Source organism: Streptomyces sp. NPDC057638, assembly GCF_042800315.1.
Lineage (GTDB): Bacteria > Actinomycetota > Actinomycetes > Streptomycetales > Streptomycetaceae > Streptomyces.
The window spans coordinates 1-14,641 of record NZ_JBHVHF010000209.1 but is presented as its reverse complement, the minus strand read 5'-3'; the positions used below and the strand labels follow the sequence as shown (position 1 = coordinate 14,641).

The window sequence follows — 14,641 nt, the reverse complement described above, 5'->3', positions numbered from 1 at the left end:
CCAGGGGGCGGTTTCCCTCGTACTGGACGTACTCGGGAAATCCCGACAACGCTGGGGGTACTCCCCCAGGCTCCGCCCGGGGGCACCCCCACCCGTGCCCGCAGGGCACAGGGGGAGAGTGTGCGTGCCGGGCGTCGCGGGCCAGACGGGATTTGTCAGACACGGCCTAGGGGAGGGTCAGGATCTCCGCCCCGGTCTCCGTCACGACCAGCGTGTGCTCGAACTGCGCGGTCCGCTTCCGGTCCTTGGTGACCACGGTCCAGCCGTCCTCCCACATGTCGTACTCATGGGTCCCCAGCGTCAGCATCGGCTCGATGGTGAAGGTCATCCCGGGGCGCATCACGGTGGTGGCGTGCGGGGAGTCGTAGTGCGGGATGATCAGCCCGGAGTGGAACGAGGTGTTGATCCCGTGGCCGGTGAAGTCCCGCACCACGCCGTAGCCGAACCGCTTCGCGTACGACTCGATCACCCGGCCGATCACATTGATCTGGCGGCCGGGGCGTACCGTCTTGATCGCCCGGTTCAGCGACTCGCGGGTCCGCTCCACCAGCAGCCGGGACTCCTCGTCCACGTCACCGCAGAGATAGGTGGCGTTGTTGTCGCCGTGCACCCCGTTGATGAAGGCCGTGACGTCGAGGTTCACGATGTCGCCGTCGCGCAGCACCGTGGAGTCGGGGATCCCATGACAGATGACCTCGTTGACCGAGGCGCACAGCGACTTGGGGAAGCCCCGGTAGCCGAGGGTCGACGGGTACGCGCCGTGGTCGCACAGATACTCGTGGGCGACCCGGTCCAGCGCGTCGGTGGTCACACCGGGCGCGATGTGCCGGGCGGCCTCCTCCATCGCCCGTGCGGCGAGACGGCCCGCGATCCGCATCCGCTCGATGGTGTCGGAGTCCTGCACCTCGGGCCCGGTGTAGGGCGTCGGTGCGGGCTTCCCGACGTACTCGGGGCGCGGGATGGCGGCGGGAACGGTGCGGACCGGGGAGAGCTCACCCGGGACGAGCAGTGACTGGCCAGACATGCCAGCGAGTCTAACCAGCGGGTCTGGGGCAGCATGGCGGGAGAGGACCGGCGGCGGAAGGAGTCTGTGATGGCCCTGTTCAAGAAGCGTACGGCGGGCAAGCCCGGCGAATGGTTCTACTGTCTGCGGCACCAGAAGGTCGAGGAGGGCCCCGACTGCCCGGCCAAGGACCGCTTCGGCCCCTACGCCAGCCGTGCGGAGGCCGAGCACGCGATGGAGACCGCGCGGGAGCGGAACCTGGAGTGGGAGACGGACCCCCGCTGGCACGACCGCCCCGGCGGCACGGACCGCCCACCGGGCGATTAGGGCCTTTCCGAGGGATCAGGCCGGGCCGGGCACAGCGACGGCCCCCGGCCTCCCCGGCCGATGGGAGCCGGGCCCGGGGGGCCGGGACCCGGAGGTTCCGGTGTCCCACGAAGGAGCGACGGGAGAGAGGGGGCATCACGAGGACATCAGGAGGAGAGCGTCGCCTCCTGCTGGGCCTTGCGGCGCAGGGCGTCCTCGTCCGTCGAGGCGTCATAGCGCAGCAGCTTCGGCAGCGCCGCCGTCAGCAGCACCACGCCCGCCACACAGGCCACCCCGCCGCCCCAGATCGCCGTCCTGGTGCCCGTCCAGCCCGCCATCGCGCCCGAGCGCACCTGGCCGAGCTGGGGCCCCACGCTGTACGAGAGCACTTCGATCCCGGCCAGCCGCCCCCGTAGCTCCTCGGGGATGGTCTGGTTCCAGATGGTCATCCGGCCCAGACCGCTCAGGGTGTCGCCCGCGCCCGCCAGGGCGAGGCAGAGCAGCACCAGCCAGACATTGTCGAACCAGCCCGCCCCGGCGATGGCCAGTCCCCAGCCCGCCGCGCCGTAGAAGACGAACAGCCCGTGCCGCCGTACCCGGTTGGTCCAGCCGCTCAGCAGGCTCAGCAGCAGCGAGCCCGCCGCCAGCGCCGTATACATCAGCCCCAGCGACCACTCGGCGCCCAGGTCCTCCGCCAGGAAGGGGAAGATCGCGGCGGGGAAGGCGAAGATCATCGCGACCAGGTCGATGGCGTACGTCCCCAGCAGCACCGGCCGGGACCACGCGTACCGGGCGCCCTCCATGATCCCCCGCAGCGACGGCTTGTCGGCCCCCTCCGCCGCCGGCGCGGGCCGCAGTCGCAGACAGAGCAGTACGGAGACGGCGAACCCGGCGACGGTGACGGCGTAGGCGGGCGCGTGGCCCGCGTACGCCACGACGATGCCCGCTGCGGCCGGGCCCGCGATACCGCCGAGCTGCCAGCGGAGATTGTTCAGCGCCGCCGCCGCGGTGGTCTGCTCATGCGGCACGATCCGCGCCATGAGCGAGTCCAGCGCCGGACGCTGGAGCCCCGCCATGGCCGCCACCCCGGCCGCCACCACATAGAGCGGCCAGAGCAGGGGATCCGGCAGAAGCGCGTTGACCAGCAGGAGCAGCGCCAGCACCCCGAGTCCCGCCTCGGTCCACAGGATCACCTTGCGCCGGTCGGCGGAGTCCGCGAGCGCCCCGCCGTACAGTCCGAACACGATCAGCGGCACCAGCTCCACGGCCCCCATCGCGCCGACGGCGAGCGGGGAGCCGGTCAGGTCCTTGATGTGGAGCGGCAGGGCGATCATCGCCATGAAACTGCCGAAGTAGGCGATGATCCCCTGCACCCAGAGCAGCCGGAAGTCACGGGAGGAGCGGAAGGGGGAGAGATCGGGGAGTATCGCGGAGAGCTTGGACGTCACAACCGGTCATCGTCCCCAGGCCGCGCCCGGCCCGGCAAACGATTTCCCCTTGTCTCGGGGCGGTTCCTGTGGGCACGGGGAAGGCCGCGCGGCGGCACGGGACCGGCCCGGACCACCGGTGTTCGCGTCCCCGGCCCCCGGCGCGCCGGCGGCGGGACGCCGACCGGTCATCGGCCGTGGCGCGCGGGAGGCGACCGTGTGGCGCCGGGGCGGGTCTCCGGGTGGCCGGGGCGCGTCGTCCCGGGTCTCGCGGCTGCCAGCGGCCGGACGCCGACCCGGTCATCGGCCGCCCGGAGGGCGCCGCGGCGCCCTCCCGGCTACCAGCGGCCCGGCGGTGGCGAGGTGAGCTGGTCGACCATCCGGGAGAGCCGGTCCTTGAACGGCCGCCGTCCCAGCGCCCCCGTCACGCTGTCCTCGCCCGCCGCCACACTCACCAGATGCTGCACCGTGTCCAGGTCCACCTCGTCCCCGCTCACCGTCAGCGCCTCGTGCGCGAGCCCCCGCACCTCCGGGTCACCGCTGTCCAGCGCCAGCACCGTCGCCCCCGCGCGACGGGCGTCGTGCACCCGTTCCAGCAGCCCCGCCCCCGGCCGGTCCGGCGCCACCAGGAGCAGGGTCTCACCGCGCCGTGCCGCCTCCAGCCGCCGGAGGCCGACCGTCAGATGGGCGGGCCCGCCGGGCCGCACCTGGTGACGGATGAGGGTGGGCGCCAGTTCCGGCAGCCCCGACCAGGCGGCCTCGTCGACCAGATGGGCGGCCAGGTGCCAGGGCTCGTACTCCTCCGTCCCCACCAGCAGCAGGCCCCCGCCCTGGGGGAGGACGGAGGAGCGCAGCACCCCCGCGAACCGCCGGGTCTTGGCGGGCCACTCGGTTCCCACCAGAATCTCGCGCAACAGCGCGACGCGTGAGGTATCCATGGCCCGCATCCTGGCCCGCCCGCCGACCGGGCGACCGGCCGTCGCGGCAGCCTCACCCGTACGGGATCCCGCCTCCGTACCTGCGAGTAAGGTCGGGCCATGACTACCACCGACAACGCGGACCCCACGGCCGCCAAGCCCGCGCCGAAGGACCCCTGGGACCTTCCCGATGTGTCCGGACTCGTCATCGGTGTCCTGGGCGGCACCGGGGACCAGGGACGCGGGCTCGCCTACCGTTTCGCCCGCTCCGGGCAGAAGGTGATCATCGGCTCCCGGGCCGCCGAGCGCGCCGAGACCGCGGCGGCGGAGCTGGGCCTCGGGGTCGAGGGCGCCGACAACGCCGAGTGCGCGCGGCGCAGCGACGTGGTGATCGTCGCGGTGCCGTGGGAGGGGCACGCCAAGACCCTGGAGTCGCTCCGCGCCGAGCTGGCGGGCAAGCTCGTCATCGACTGTGTCAACCCGCTCGGCTTCGACAAGAAGGGCGCCTACGCGCTCAAGCCGGAGGAGGGCAGCGCCGCCGAGCAGGCCGCCGCCCTGCTGCCGGACTCCCGGGTCACCGCCGCCTTCCACCACCTCTCGGCCGTGCTGCTCCAGGACACGTCGGTCGAGACGATCGACACCGATGTGATGGTGCTCGGCGAGTCCCGCGAGGACACCGACCTGGTCCAGGCGCTCACGGCCCTGATCCCGGGCATGCGCGGCGTCTTCTCCGGCCGACTGCGCAACGCCCACCAGGTGGAGTCCCTGGTGGCCAATCTGATCTCGGTGAACCGCCGCTACAAGGCCCACGCGGGCCTGCGGATCACCGACGTCTGACCCCCGGGGCCCCGGACGACCGGCTGGCTGGGTGCGTGGGTGTCCGGACGCCTGGCCTCCGGAAGCGCTGGACGCCCGGGCGCCGGGACCCGGACGCCCGGACCCGGGCACTCGGACCCCGGACCCCGGACCCCGGAACGCCGGATACCCGGCCTTCCGGGCTCGGCCTTCTGGGCTCGGGCCTCTGGACTCGGGCCTCCGGGCCCCGGCCTCCCGGTTCGGGCCTTCCGGACCCTGACCCCCTCGCCCCCGGGCCGCCCGGACCCACCGCCCCGCCCCCTCCCGCCGACGCGGCCGGAGGGGGTGGCGCGTGGGGGCGGATCGGGACGATGGGGGACACTGGAGCGGACGTCCCACCCCCAACCGGAACCCGTCAGGAGCCGTACCCCATGCCCCGCCTCGCCGTATACGCGCTCGTCGTGTGCCTGCTCGCCGTCGTCGCCGCCGTGGTCTCCTTCGTCCAGGGTCTCTGGCTCGGGGTGGTGTGGGTGCTGTTCGCGGGCCTCGCCTCCAACATGGCCTGGTACTACTTCCGCAAGGCGAAGCAGGAGCGCGCCGCCGCCGGGTCCGCGACCAGCTGAGGCCGCCGCCGGGACTGAGACCGGCCGGGTCCGCCGCGAGCTGGCCGTCGCCGGGACCGCCGCGAGCTGAGACCAGCCTGGGCCGCCAGTGCCACCGCCCGCCGGGTCCGCCAGGACCACCGCGAGCTGAGGCCGTCGCCGGGGTGCCACGGGCTCAGGCCGTCGCCGGGCTCGCCAGTGCCGTCGCCTGCCTGGGGGCGGCGACCGAGGTCACCGTCCCGCCCGCCGGGGGATCCCGCCTACTGCTCGATCCCGGCCGCGCAGAACGTGTTCTCCCCCTCCCAGAAGCGGTAGTACTCCAGCCCGCAGCCCGACTGGAACTCGCTCACCCCGAGCCCGCGCAGGATGGCGTCGACCCCGTCGAAGAACGCCCGGTTCAGCTCCGGGATGAACAGCAGCGCGAAGACCGCGAGCAGTCCGAACGGCGCGATCGGCTCCACGGCCCGGCGCACCCGGGCCGACAGCCAGGGCTCGATCACCCCGTAGCCGTCCAGCCCGGGCACCGGCAGGAAGTTCAGGATCGCCGCCGTGACCTGGAGCAGCGCCAGGAACGCCAGCGCGTACTGGAACAGCCCCGGCACCCCGTCCAGCGCGTCCAGCCAGAACGGCGCGGTGCACACCACCGCGAACAGCACATTGGTCAGCGGGCCCGCCGCCGAGATCAGGCTGTGTCTCCAGCGGCCCCGGATCCGCTGCCGCTCGATGAAGACCGCGCCACCGGGCAGCCCGATCCCGCCGAGGATCACGAAGAGCACCGGCAGCACGATGCTCAGCAGGGCGTGGGTGTACGCGAAGGGGTTGAGCGTCAGATAGCCCTTGGCGCCGATGGTGATGTCGCCGCTGTGGAGCGCGGTGCGGGCGTGCGCGTACTCGTGGAGGCAGAGGGAGACGATCCACGCCGAGGTGACGAAGAGGAAGACCGCGAGCCCGGCCGTGGCCGCGAAGTCCGCCCACACCGCCCACCCGGTGACCGCCATGACGGCGACGATCCCGAGGAAGACCGGGCTGATCCCCCGCTGCCCCCGGGCGCGGGCGGCGGCACTCATGCCCGCCCCCGCACCGGGGCCGGGACGGGGTGTGCGCCGGGCGGCCCGTGCGGTGGGCGGCCGGGACGAGGATGGCGGATCATGCGCGACTCCAGATGTGAGGGCGTGTGAGGGCGTGTGAGGGGGCGTGGACAGGGACCGTACCCGCGAATCCGGCCGGGACGCGGTGGCCACGGAACCGGCCGGGACGCGGCGGTCACGGAACCGGCCAGGACACGGTGGCCACGTCCGGTCCTCGTACCGCCGCCACGGCCGGTCCCCGTCCACAGACGGGTACGCGGGCTCATACGGGAGTTCCGCGACCGTCCCGCACGGGCGGCCACCACGGTAGGAAGAGGCAAGAGCGGAACCCGGCACCACCACCGCCGGGCCCCACGGGGACCATCACCCGAAAGCGCTGAACCAGCCCCGGATCAGCCCCGCCGCGACAGGGGACAACCCGGAACAACCCCGTCGCCACTCCGCACCAGCTCCGGAACAACACCGGGACACCGACAGAACGCCCCACCGCCCACCCCGGGTTCCCCACCCCCACCCCTTCACCCGAACCGGTGACAATGACCCCGTGCGTTTCTCTCTCCTCGGCCCCACCCGGGCCCACCACGACGACGGCACCCCCGTCGCGCTCGGCGGCGCCCGGCTCCGTGCCCTGCTGACCGTGCTGGCGCTGCGGCCCGGACGCGCCGTCCCGGTCGGCGTCCTGGTGGACGAGGTGTGGGGAGCCGACCCGCCCGCCGACGCCGTCGCCGCCCTCCAGGCCCTGGTGGGACGGTTGCGGCGGACGCTGGGACCGGGGGTCGTCGACTCCGCCGACGGGGGTTACCGACTGGCTGCCGACCGCCGCGACGTCGACGCCCACCGCTTCGACCAGGGCGTACGCGAGGGAGCCCGCGCCCTGGACGACGGCGACCCGGCACGGGCCCTGACCCTCCTCGATACGGCGCTCGCCCTCTGGCACGGGCCCGTTCTGGTGGATCTGCCCGGCCACACGGCGGAGGCGGCCCGCTGGGAGTCCCGCCACCGGGACGCCCGGCGCACCCGGCTCGCGGCACTCCTGGCGCTCGGCCGGCCGGAGGAGGTCCTGCCGGAGCTGGCGGCGCTCCGGGACGAGTACGCGCTGGACGAGCCCCTGACTGCGCTGCATCTGCGGGCCCTGCGCGCCGCCGACCGGCCCGCCGAGGCCCTCGCCGCGTACGACGACTTCCGGCGCGCGCTCGCCGACCGCCTCGGCGCCGACCCGGGACCCGCGCTGCGCACCCTCCACGCCGAACTGCTCGCCGAACCCGCCGAGCACCCACCCGCCCAGCGACCACCCGCCGAGCCCGCCGACCGTGCCCACCGCGCCGAGTCCGCCCACCGCGCCGAGCGACCGGGGCAGCGGACGAGCCCGCCGACCGCCCCCACCTCCGCCCCCGCCCCCGGCGGCAACCTCCCCGCCCGGCTCACCTCCTTCGTCGGCCGTGAGTCCGACATCACCACCCTCCGCGACGATCTGCGCACCGCCCGGCTCGTCACCCTCCTCGGCCCCGGCGGCGCCGGGAAGACCCGGCTCTCCCTGGAGGTCGCCGAGGCCGCCGCCGACGGCTACCCCGACGGCCTCTGGCTCGCCGAACTCGCCCCCGTCGAGGACCCCGCCGATGTCCCGGAGGCCGTACTGACCGCGCTCGGCGCCCGCCAGACCGTGCTGCACGGCACGCTCACCGAGGAGGTACGCGGCGCCCACGACCCCCTCGTCCGCCTCGCCGACCACTGCGGGAGCCGCCGGATGCTCCTCGTACTCGACAACTGCGAACACGTGGTGACGGCCGCCGCCGCGCTCACCGAGGCCCTGCTGACCCGCTGCCCGGGGCTGACCGTGCTCGCCACCAGCCGCGAACCGCTCGCCGTCCCCGGTGAGCTGCTGCGGCCCGTCGACCCGCTGCCCGACCCGGTCGCGCTGCGGCTGCTGGGGGAGCGCGGGGCCGCCGCGCTGCGCGGGTTCCGTACCGAGGACGACCCCGGCGCCTGCGCCGAGATCTGCCGCCGCCTCGACGGGCTGCCGCTCGCGATCGAACTCGCCGCCGCCCGCCTCCGTATGCTCACCCCGCGCCAGATCGCGGACCGGCTCGACGACCGCTTCCGCCTGCTGACCAGCGGCGTACGGACGGTACTTCCCCGGCAGCAGACCCTGCGCGCGGTGGTCGACTGGTCCTGGGAACTGCTGGACGAGGACGAGCGGACCGTGCTGCGTCAGCTCTCCGTCTTCGCGGGCGGCTGCGACCTCCCCGCCGCCGAGGCGGTCTGCGGCGGGGACCGGGTCGCCGACCGGCTCGGCTCGCTGATCGACCGCTCCCTGGTGGTCGCCGCCCCCGACGACGGGGGCGCGATGCGCTACCGGCTGCTGGAAACCGTCGCCGAGTACGCCGCCGAGCGGCTGGACGAGGCGGGGGAGCGCGACGCCGTCATCCGCCGCCACCTCGTCCACTACCGCGAGTTCGCCCGCACCGGCGACCCCCTGCTGCGCGGCCCGGAACAGCGCGCCGCGCTCGCCCGCTTCCAGCGGGAGTACGAGAACCTCCGCGCCGCCCTGCGCCACGCCATCGCCGCACGGGACGAACAGGAGGCGCTCCACCTCGTCGTCTCCCTCTTCTGGTACTGGCAGCTGCGCGATCTGCGCGGCGAGGCCCGGCACTGGTCCGGCCAGGTGTGCGCGCTCGGCCCCGACGCCTTCGGCCCGGACGCCACCCCCGCGCCCCCGGTCCCCGAACGCTTCACCGACCACCCGCCGCCGATGCCGCCGCATGTCCTCGCCGAGGCCCGCCGCGCCTGCGCGCTGATCCGGCTGGTCTTCACCGACGCGGACATGGGCGAGGGGCCGCCGGAGGAGATCTTCGCCCGGATGCGCCGGGTCGGCGAGATCTACCGGCCGGGACTGCCCCAGAACTGCCGCCCACCGGGCACCCTCTGGTTCTACCCGCTGCTGCTCGGTGGCGACGGATCCGAGGTCCGCGCCATGCTCGACGCGAACCTGGAGACCGCGCGCGAACACGACTACGCGTGGGAGCTGGCCTTCGCCCTCCAGTCGCGCGCGCTCGTGCTCTCCAACCGCGCCAGCTGCTCGGAGATGGCGATCACCGACGCGGACGAGGCGCTGGAGATCTTCCTGCGGCTGGGGGACGCCTGGGGCGCCTCCCAGGCCCTGTCCGCGCGCGGCGAGACCCGCGAGCGGCGCGGCGAGTACGCGCTCGCCGTCGCGGACTTCACCGCCGCCCTGGCCCAGGCGGAACGCGTGGGCGCCCGAATCCTGGAGTCCGTACTCAGCGCCCGCCTCGGCGGGTCCCTCATCGAACTCGGCGAGACCGAACGCGGCGAGGCACTCCTGCGCGAGGTCCTCGCCGACCAGGCGGGCCGGGTCAACGAACCCATCGCCCTCGCCCGGATCTTCCTCGCCTTCTGGCTCGCCCGCACCGGCCGCTACGACGAGGGCCGGGCCCAGGTCCTGCTGGTCCGCGAACAGTTCCAGTCCAGCACCCTCACCCTCTTCGAGGGCATGGTGGTCGGCTACCTCGCCCTGGCCGACCTCTGCGAGGGCCACTACACCTCCGCCCTCACCCACGCCCGCCAGGCCCTGTTCCATGCCCGCGAGGAACTCTCCCTGGTCGTCGCCCCCCAGATGGTCTCCATCCACCTGGTCACCCTCTCCGGCGCCCTCGCGGGCGCCCACCCGGACCAGGCCACCACCGCCGCGCGCCTCCTCGGCGTCGCGGACACCCAGCGCCCGGAGTTCTATCTTCCGCTGGCGTACGAGAGGGAGAGCCGCGCGGCGCGAGAAGTCACGCTGCGGGACCTGTTGGGCGACACGGCCTACGAGACGGCCCACCGGGAGGGCACGACCCTCTCCCTGGACGCGGTGCTCCCGGGCCTCTGACCCGGCTCGGATGATGGGCGGGCCTGGGCGCCGATGGCCCGGTTCAGATGACCGTGACCGTCCAGTCGACCAGGCAGTCCACCGCGATCAGCCCCGGCCCCGGCAGCTCGACCGGGCCCCGGAACGGGCCGGACCCGAAGCGGACCTTCTCGACGCTCGCGCCGTCGAACGAGTGGTGGTGGACATTCGCGTAGCCCCCGCCCGTCTCCAGCCGGATCCGGGTCTCGGGGCCGGTGTGGCGGAGCACGGCGGGCCGTTTGCCCGACGCGGTCCGCAGCTCGGGCAGGACGCCGGAGTTCCCGAAACCCAGCCGCCAGCGCGGCAGGACCGAGCCGCCCGAGGACGGCTTCACGATTCTGACGTGCGTGTACTCCCTCGGCACCACGGCCCGGCCGGGCGTCCGGCCGTAGTTGTGCGTGTAGAGGATGGCGCCCTGCTCCAGCCGGTCCGGAGTGTCGATCACCCCGTAGACATAGAAGGTCGACAGTGGCCCGCCCTTCACCTCCACCAGCGTGACAAGGCCCTTTCGGGCGTGCCTCACCGGGATCGTGGAGTTTCCCCAGCCCCCGTGGGACAGATCTATGAAATTCATGGGGCGAGTGTGGCATCGGTATGCCTCTGGGACACCCACCCTGTCCGCCCCCTGAGAAGACCCGCCCGCCCGGCGCGCCCGCCCCTCGGGCCTCCGGCCCGGCTCGGATGACGGGCGGGCCGGACCGGAGGGCGCCGCGCGCTGATTACAGGTCGGCGTTCCGGGCGAGTGTCACCAGGCCCGCCCACGCGTGGGGTGTGACGGTGAGGATGGGGCCGGTGGGGTGTTTGCTGTCGCGGATGGGGACGACTCCGGCAGCGGAGGCGTACGAGGGAGCCCACTCGACGCACTCGCCCCCGTCCGGGCCGCTGTGGGTGCTCTTTGCCCATGGGCTAAAGGGAAGGTCTACGGTCACAAGGTGCCCTTTCATATCTGAGAGAGCGAGCCGGTCTGTAGCGGGATCACTGATCTGGGTGTTCACGAGCCCACGCTCTACGCTATCCCCGTGCCTACGGACAGCCTTCTTGGCGGGACCGCTTCCACGCCTCACCTCATCCTCTGGGATGTGGACCACACGCTTGTGAGGATCGGCGGTGGGACGAGCCAGACCATCTATGCCCGAGCCTTCGAAGACATCACAGGCCGCCCGCTGGGTCCATTGGCCGACATGGCCGGGCGCACTGATCAAGCGATCCTGGCGGAAACACTGCGCCTGAACGGTATCGAGATGCCTGAAGCCCTGTTCGGCGACTTCTATGCCGCTCTGGCCGCTGCCGCTGACCAAATCGCCGACCACATGCGCGAGGTGGGTACGGTCCTGCCCGGGGCACGTGAGGCCATCGCGATGTGCGCTGCTCAGAACCACGTTCAATCGGCCGTCACGGGCAACATACGCCCCATCGCCATGGCCAAGCTCGCCGCGCTGAACCTCGATGACGTACTCGATTTCACGGTGGGCGGCTATGGCGACGACGGCAGCGACCGGGCCGAACTGGTTCACCGAGCCCGTATGCGGGCTTCCGAGAAGTACGGGCAGGACTTCGCTGCCGGTCGGACCGTAGTCGTTGGCGACACGCCCCACGATGTTCGTGGCGCACTGGACGCGGGCGCGGTGGCTGTGGCGGTCGCGAGCGGCGGCAGCACCGCTGAGGAACTGCGCCACGCCGGGGCCGACATCGTCCTCGCCGATCTGAAGGACTTCACGAGCCGTTGCGGAGAGGTGCTTGGCTGGTGATCACTCGTCGGGACCGGCGTTCACTAGTCGGAACAGCTCCCGGAACTCCCGCACGTACGAAAGTCGCCCGTACGGCGCGAGGGCATTATCCAGCTCGCCCAATCGCTCGGTGATCCGTGCTGAGCCGATCGTCTGGCTGAGTGCCAGCGCGTGATGTCCGATCTCGCAGGCTCGTTCGACCTCGCCGTCGAGTAGATGGCACTTCGCTAGCCGGGACAGATAGTGCACGCGATCACGATTGCGGTTCGGCGCTTGCGTGCCCAACAGCTCGATCGCCTCGGAGAGTGCGGTGATCGCCTCGTCGGTCATTCCCAAGTCCAAGTAGCACGCACCACGTTGCGCTGCCACCTCCACCGCGTCGACATAGGAGGCGTAAGCAGGTTCCTCTTCGCGGCCTGCCTGAGCGAAGTCAGTCAGCACGGTGTCGAGGACCCGGAGGCAATCCTCGTCACCCAGTGAAGCGTGTGCCCGCGCCAGGCGTGCTCCTATGGCCGTCCGGGTCAACGGTGTCAGCCGATCCATGGTGACGGAGAACGCCATCTGCGCCAGCGAACGTGCAGGTTGTGGGCGCCCTCGATAAGTCTCCTGCAAGCTCATGTACCCGAGTGCGCTGCCGATCAGGCCGGGGTCTCCGACCTCGTGGCCGACATCCACCGCAGTGGTGAGGTGTCGCTTGGCGTGAGCGTGCTTATTGGCGTCCAGCGCCAGCCAGCCGACCAACTGGCTCAACTGTCCATACGCGACCAGACCGTCATGGGGGTTGACCTTGACGCTGACCGCCATCCGTGCCACGTACTTGGTGAGCGGCAGGTAGAGGCTGTCTCCGCCCAGTTCGTCGTCCAGGTGAAGGAATGTCCGCAGAAGGTGCTCACCTGTCGCTTGCAGGGACATACCGCCGAGGCCGGACACGCCGTACTCGGGGGCGTCATTGGATAACGGTAACCAGTCGCCATCAGGCGCGATCATTTCGAGGAGGACCTTACGTGTAGCCGGTTCAGCGCACTGTGCGGTCTGCTGGGTCGGTAGCGGCTCATAGCGAAGCTTGAACCAAAGAAGGTCACCGGGGATCCGCAAGCTATGCGCCCAACTCATCAGCTTGCCGAGGTCCTGTGGTGGCGTGCTGGCGCCTTCGATCCGACTGAGCTGAGCCTGGGTGATCCCGAGCCACCCAGCGAGCGTTTCCTGGGAGAGAGATCGACCGTGCCACGAATGCGTTCGATAGATGTAGAACACATGCCCCATGTGCCAGCTTTCGAGCGCCTCGCGCATACGAGGTTCTTGCCAGAACGCGGGAGGCACGCTGGGCGCGACTGATACTGCGCTCGTTGGGCGTTTCCGTAGACACGTCGCGCACAGCCGACCTTCGTTGTCACGGGCGAGACGTGTTCCGCAGGGGCAGTAGCGGACCTGCCAGGAGACCATGTGCTGTTTCTCCGTGCTGGTGGTGCCATGGGGGCCTTTGCCAAGCCTACGGACGGTACCCGGCGTGATTCCGGCAGTCCATACGTCTGGCGTATGGCAAGACCATGCAGCGGTGCCATGACGCTGAGAAGCCAGTTCCGCGCATGCTCTCTACGTTTCACCCGCCACACGTAGGAGCGCGTCCGCATGAAGAATCCCAGCCGTCTCGCCCGCCATCGTGTCGTTGCCTCGTGCCTGACTGGTCGCGCGCACTGCATCGCTTGGTGGCGGACGGAGACGAGAGGGCATCCCGAGCCCGGGTGCCCGCTGAACCTCAGCCGGAGTTGGTCCCCATGACCCGCCTCTGGCTATGGCTCACCCTCGCTCTCGGCGCCGCCGAGGACCGGCTCGGGCTCGGGTTCGACCTCCTACGGCTCCGCTGGGACGCCGAAGCGGTCGATGACTGGTCGTGGTTTCTCGCGGCGGAGGCCCGGCAGCGGGAGTTCGACGTGGAGTTGGAGCAGGTGCTCAAGAAGGCGACCGAGGGTGGTGCGCCGTGAGTGGGGCGGCGGGCTGTGCGGGTGGCTACCTCTGTTATGTGATCGCGGAGGGGCCCGTCTACGGGTCCGGGGCCGTGCTGCCGTTCGTGCTCGCGCATGTGCGGACGCTCTCGCGGGAGGGCGCGGTCGGGTGGCTGGTGTGGCAGACGCGGCGGGTCGCCGAGCGGCTCGACCCGGAGCCCGGGCCCGGGATGTGCCCGGTGGACGGGTGCGAGGGCGACGGGCCGGGGCGGATACGGAACTGGTGCGATGACCCGCGTAACCGGCGCGGGGCGTGGGAGCGGCTCGGGCGGGGCATCGCTGTGTCCGTGGTGATCCCCGACGGCCCCGACCGGTATGTGTTCATCGCCGCGCCCGATCTGCCGCCGCCCAGCCCTGATCAGCCCAAGGAGAGGTGAGACGTGATGTCCGGACGTATCAGTGAGGAGTCCCAGCGGCGCCGGGACCGGGTGTTGCGGACCGTCGGCAAGGTGGTCGCCCGCTATCAGGCGGGTGCGCCCCTGACGCGTCTCTCGGCTGAGCTGGGCGTCGACACGCAGTGGCTGCGGGAGCGGCTCCTCGACGCGGGCGTGGAGATCCGGGGGCTGTCGGCCGCGCGGCGGCTGCGGGTGGAGCAGGACAAGCGGCTGCGCCAGCACGTCATCTGACCGTACTCAGCAGCACCGACAGGAGATCAGCCATGCCCGAATGCCAGACGGCCCCGATGTGCCCGACCTGCGACGGCCTCAGGTCCGGTGAACGGGACGCCGAACGCGTCCGTGACCACTCCCGTGCCACCGACTGCCGCGTCCTCCTGCGCCGTCACCAGGAGGCCGACCACCAGGCGACCGGGGCCCCCGCCGCCGTATAGCGCCCCGGTCCGACGGCACCCCGCCCGCACCGTGGCGGGC

Annotated in this window: 16 protein-coding genes; 9 read left to right on the top strand and 7 right to left on the bottom strand. The window is 72.1% G+C overall.

The genetic code is table 11. The features are described 5' to 3' along the window. Positions 1-166: 166 nt before the first annotated feature. Positions 167-1,024, bottom strand: a complete 858-nt coding sequence (gene map, locus ACFVIM_RS24560) for a type I methionyl aminopeptidase (protein WP_384305098.1) — start codon at positions 1,022-1,024, stop codon at positions 167-169. 69 nt (positions 1,025-1,093) lie between these two features. Here map and ACFVIM_RS24555 point away from each other — a divergent pair, with 69 nt between their 5' ends. Beyond that, positions 1,094-1,330: a hypothetical protein gene (locus ACFVIM_RS24555; RefSeq protein WP_384305096.1), complete on the top strand. Its 237-nt coding sequence runs from the start codon at positions 1,094-1,096 to the stop codon at positions 1,328-1,330. A 146-nt stretch (positions 1,331-1,476) separates the two neighbouring features. Here the strand turns inward: ACFVIM_RS24555 and ACFVIM_RS24550 are convergent, their stop codons facing one another. Both ACFVIM_RS24550 and ACFVIM_RS24545 read right to left on the bottom strand, forming a co-directional pair. Further along, complete coding sequence (locus ACFVIM_RS24550) at positions 1,477-2,757, bottom strand: MFS transporter (RefSeq protein WP_384305094.1); 1,281 nt, start codon at positions 2,755-2,757, stop codon at positions 1,477-1,479. Between the two features lie 317 nt (positions 2,758-3,074). Then, on the bottom strand, positions 3,075-3,674 hold the full coding sequence (locus tag ACFVIM_RS24545; protein ID WP_384305091.1) for a hypothetical protein: 600 nt from the start codon (positions 3,672-3,674) through the stop codon (positions 3,075-3,077). A 99-nt stretch (positions 3,675-3,773) separates the two neighbouring features. Here ACFVIM_RS24545 and npdG point away from each other — a divergent pair, with 99 nt between their 5' ends. Beyond that, the gene (gene npdG / locus ACFVIM_RS24540) at positions 3,774-4,490 is read left to right on the top strand and encodes an NADPH-dependent F420 reductase (RefSeq protein ID WP_384305088.1); all 717 of its coding nucleotides are present in this window, start codon (positions 3,774-3,776) and stop codon (positions 4,488-4,490) included. A gap of 389 nt (positions 4,491-4,879) precedes the next feature. Beyond that, positions 4,880-5,071: a hypothetical protein gene (locus tag ACFVIM_RS24535; RefSeq protein WP_384305085.1), complete on the top strand. Its 192-nt coding sequence runs from the start codon at positions 4,880-4,882 to the stop codon at positions 5,069-5,071. Positions 5,072-5,310: 239 nt separating this feature from the next. On the opposite strand, the gene ACFVIM_RS24530 is transcribed toward ACFVIM_RS24535, so the two are convergent. Further along, positions 5,311-6,117: a site-2 protease family protein gene (locus tag ACFVIM_RS24530; RefSeq protein WP_384305082.1), complete on the bottom strand. Its 807-nt coding sequence runs from the start codon at positions 6,115-6,117 to the stop codon at positions 5,311-5,313. Positions 6,118-6,682: 565 nt separating this feature from the next. Between ACFVIM_RS24530 and ACFVIM_RS24525 the strand changes: the two genes are divergently transcribed. Beyond that, the gene (locus ACFVIM_RS24525; protein WP_384305080.1) at positions 6,683-10,024 is read left to right on the top strand and encodes a BTAD domain-containing putative transcriptional regulator; all 3,342 of its coding nucleotides are present in this window, start codon (positions 6,683-6,685) and stop codon (positions 10,022-10,024) included. Positions 10,025-10,067: 43 nt separating this feature from the next. Here ACFVIM_RS24525 and ACFVIM_RS24520 read toward each other — a convergent pair whose 3' ends face one another. Then, positions 10,068-10,616, bottom strand: a complete 549-nt coding sequence (locus ACFVIM_RS24520) for a hypothetical protein (protein WP_384305078.1) — start codon at positions 10,614-10,616, stop codon at positions 10,068-10,070. A gap of 145 nt (positions 10,617-10,761) precedes the next feature. Next, positions 10,762-10,986: a DUF397 domain-containing protein gene (locus ACFVIM_RS24515; RefSeq protein ID WP_384305101.1), complete on the bottom strand. Its 225-nt coding sequence runs from the start codon at positions 10,984-10,986 to the stop codon at positions 10,762-10,764. A gap of 75 nt (positions 10,987-11,061) precedes the next feature. Between ACFVIM_RS24515 and ACFVIM_RS24510 the strand changes: the two genes are divergently transcribed. Then, on the top strand, positions 11,062-11,790 hold the full coding sequence (locus tag ACFVIM_RS24510) for an HAD family hydrolase (protein WP_384305075.1): 729 nt from the start codon (positions 11,062-11,064) through the stop codon (positions 11,788-11,790). On the opposite strand, the gene ACFVIM_RS24505 is transcribed toward ACFVIM_RS24510, so the two are convergent. Next, entirely contained in the window at positions 11,791-13,059 is a 1,269-nt protein-coding gene (locus tag ACFVIM_RS24505) for an XRE family transcriptional regulator (protein ID WP_384305072.1), read from the bottom strand. A 485-nt stretch (positions 13,060-13,544) separates the two neighbouring features. On the opposite strand from ACFVIM_RS24505, the gene ACFVIM_RS24500 reads away from it, so the two are divergent. Genes ACFVIM_RS24500 through ACFVIM_RS24485 form a run of 4 tightly spaced genes read left to right on the top strand, consistent with a single transcriptional unit; the run spans position 13,545 to position 14,601 of the window. After that, the gene (locus tag ACFVIM_RS24500; RefSeq protein WP_384305068.1) at positions 13,545-13,751 is read left to right on the top strand and encodes a hypothetical protein; all 207 of its coding nucleotides are present in this window, start codon (positions 13,545-13,547) and stop codon (positions 13,749-13,751) included. Next, positions 13,748-14,149, top strand: coding sequence for a hypothetical protein (locus tag ACFVIM_RS24495; RefSeq protein ID WP_384305066.1), 402 nt, complete (start codon positions 13,748-13,750; stop codon positions 14,147-14,149). Before ACFVIM_RS24500 ends, ACFVIM_RS24495 begins: the two co-directional genes overlap by 4 nt. Before the next feature lie 6 nt (positions 14,150-14,155). Further along, positions 14,156-14,398, top strand: a complete 243-nt coding sequence (locus tag ACFVIM_RS24490; protein WP_384305064.1) for a hypothetical protein — start codon at positions 14,156-14,158, stop codon at positions 14,396-14,398. Positions 14,399-14,430: 32 nt separating this feature from the next. Continuing rightward, entirely contained in the window at positions 14,431-14,601 is a 171-nt protein-coding gene (locus tag ACFVIM_RS24485; protein ID WP_384305062.1) for a hypothetical protein, read from the top strand. The last annotated feature ends 40 nt before the right edge of the window (positions 14,602-14,641 follow it).